Source organism: Streptomyces albidus (ex Kaewkla and Franco 2022), from assembly GCF_013870515.1.
GTDB lineage: Bacteria > Actinomycetota > Actinomycetes > Streptomycetales > Streptomycetaceae > Streptomyces > Streptomyces albidus.
This window is the reverse complement of sequence record NZ_JACBXA010000440.1, coordinates 1-2,514: the sequence shown is the minus strand read 5'-3', so window position 1 is coordinate 2,514 and position 2,514 is coordinate 1. Positions and strand designations below refer to the sequence as shown.

Here is a 2,514-nt window from a genome sequence, read left to right as displayed (position 1 = left end):
CGAGCAGACGTGCGAGCTCGTGCGCCTCACGCTCGACGCCTGCGTGGAGGGTGCCGGCCTCTCGGCCTCGGAGTGCGCCGAGCACAGCGGGCTGTCACGTGTGAGCGCCCGGCGCTACCTGGAGCACTTCGTCTCTCTCGGCACCGCCCGCGTCACGCTCCGCTACGGCACGACGGGCCGCCCGGAGCGCCGCTACCACCGGGTGGAGCCGCCGGGCGCCTCCGGTCTGGGTGATCGAATCCCTGGAAAACACGTGATTCCCACCAGGGACACCCAGTGAGCCATATCACATGAATAACCGCACCCCAGGATTGCGGTGCCCAATTCCCAGGTCAGCAGGGAAACTTGGCCGCTCATTCCCCGGTACGTGCACTATCCAGTGATCCTTACCGTTCCGGGAGATGTGCGGATTTTCTTGTGATGGGGAATTCCTTCTGATTAACGTGCGAACTCCACCGCGTCTCCCGTGCGGTGGTCCACTGCCGGGGACGCCGAATCCTGCCGCCCGGCCAGGGGGAAACACGAAATCCGAGGCGGCAGGAGTGGGGGAACCAGGTAAGTGCCGTGCGTCACACGCACGGCTTGGGGTGAAGCCGTACGCGAAGAGCTCCCCTCGCTTTCGCGTAGGCCGGGCAACTCCAGCCCGAATCCGACAGCTCACCTCGCAGGCGTAGGAGAGGAACCGCCCTATGTCCCGACGCGGTCGTCACCGTCGTCAGTCCAACCGCAGACTCTCGCGCAAGGTGTCACGCGCCTCGCTCGCGCTCACCGCCGGCGGAGCCGGTATCGCCCTGCCGCTCATCGGCTCGGGAAGTGCGCACGCCGCTTCGGTCAGCACCTGGGACGAGGTCGCCCAGTGCGAGTCCACGGGCAACTGGTCCATCAACAACGGCAACGGCTTCTACGGCGGTCTGCAGTTCACGCAGAGCACCTGGTCGAGCTACGGCGGCACGAAGTACGCCCCGCGTGCGGACCAGGCCACCAAGGACCAGCAGATCGCCGTCGCCGAAAAGGTGCTGGAGGGGCAGGGCCCGAAGGCATGGCCGCTGTGCGGTCCGAAGGCCGGTCTCAGCCAGAACAGCGGCTCGCCCGACATCTCCCCCGACAGCGCGTCGGGCGACTCGGGTGCGAAGGCCGAGAAGCAGCCCGCAAAGCCCGAGAAGAAGGCCGAGGCGAAGCCCGAGGCCGGAAAGAAGGAGCCCCAGGGTTCCCGCTTCCACACCGTCGCCCGCGGCGACACCCTCTACCGCATCGCGACCGACGAGGGCGTCGACGGCGGCTGGAAGAAGCTCTACGACGCCAACCGCGAGACCGTCGGCAGCGATCCCGACCTGATCCTGCCGGGGCAGAAGCTCACCCTCAAGGGCGGCGAGGCCAAGGCCGAACCCTCCGCGGCGAAGCCCCAGTCGGGCGCCACCGCGAAGAAGTCCAGCGCCACGAAGTCCAGCGCCACGAAGCCCTCCGGGGACTTCACCGCCCCGGTGAGCAGCGGCACCAGCACGCCGTACGGCGCCTCCGGCGGCAGCTGGTCCAGCGGCAAGCACACCGGTGTCGACTTCTCCGCACCCTCGGGCACCTCGGTGAAGGCCGTCACCTCGGGCACCGTCGTGCAGGCGGGCTGGGGAGGCGCGTACGGCAACCAGGTCGTCCTCAAGCACGAGGACGGCAAGTACAGCCAGTACGGCCACCTCTCGTCGCTCTCCGTTCGTCCCGGCCAGCAGGTCTCCGTGGGCGACCAGATCGGCGCCTCCGGCTCGACAGGGAACTCCACGGGTCCGCACCTGCACTTCGAGGTGCGCAACAGCCCGGTCTACGGCTCGGACGTCGACCCGCTCGGCTACCTGCGCCAGCACGGGGTCGGCCTCTGAGGCTGCTCCGGATCGGCTCTCCCGGCTCGCGCTGACGGACAGCCGGAAGACGCGAAACCGCGGAACCCCGTGAACGAGGGGTGGCACCTCCTTCGAGGTGCCACCCCTTGAGCCTTTTCACCCCCGCACGTGAGGCTCGGGGTTCACGGCTGGAACGTCTCGTCCGCCTCCACCTCGACCTCCAGGACGAGCGGAGTGCCGCGCCCGTGCAGTCCGGGCAGCAGCGCGTCCAGCTCCGCCAGGAGTTCGCCGTGACCGCTCACCCGGAGCGCCGCGCAGCCCATGGCCTCCGCCATGCCCGCGACGCTGATCTCCTCGAAGGCGGGCCAGGGGGCGGTGCTCTCGTGCCGGTCCGCGAGCCGGTCCATGATCGCGTACCGCCCGTTCGCGAGGACGACGAACAGCACACCCACCCGGTAGTGCACGGCGGTCCACAGCGCCTGTATCTGGTACAGCGACGACCCGTCGCCGACGACGGCGACCACCGGCCGCTCCGGCGCCCCCATCCGTACGCCGATGGCGGCGGGCAGCGCGAAGCCGAGTGCACCCATGGCCGCGCTGAGGAAGCCCATCGGGCGCCTCGCGGGCACCAGGGCGTGCAGGTCCGGACGGCTGGAGGTCGGCGAGGCCTACGTGGACGACCTGT

The 2,514-nt window shown here is 69.5% G+C and carries 2 protein-coding genes, 1 pseudogene and 1 riboswitch; of the genes and pseudogenes, 2 read left to right on the top strand and 1 reads right to left on the bottom strand.

Going from position 1 to position 2,514, the window contains the following annotated elements; genetic code table 11:
• Both H5J26_RS30245 and H5J26_RS30240 read left to right on the top strand, forming a co-directional pair.
• Positions 1-280: pseudogene (locus tag H5J26_RS30245) on the top strand (hypothetical protein); the annotation flags it as partial.
• A 230-nt stretch (positions 281-510) separates the two neighbouring features.
• Positions 511-684, top strand: a riboswitch (cyclic di-AMP (ydaO/yuaA leader).
• 5 nt (positions 685-689) lie between these two features.
• Complete coding sequence (locus H5J26_RS30240) at positions 690-1,868, top strand: transglycosylase family protein (protein ID WP_181769147.1); 1,179 nt, start codon at positions 690-692, stop codon at positions 1,866-1,868.
• A 143-nt stretch (positions 1,869-2,011) separates the two neighbouring features.
• Here the strand turns inward: H5J26_RS30240 and H5J26_RS30235 are convergent, their stop codons facing one another.
• Positions 2,012-2,458 carry a thiamine pyrophosphate-dependent enzyme gene (locus H5J26_RS30235; RefSeq protein WP_328514956.1) on the bottom strand — a complete coding sequence of 149 codons (447 nt, stop codon included), beginning with the start codon at positions 2,456-2,458 and terminating at the stop codon, positions 2,012-2,014.
• Positions 2,459-2,514: the final 56 nt, after the last annotated feature.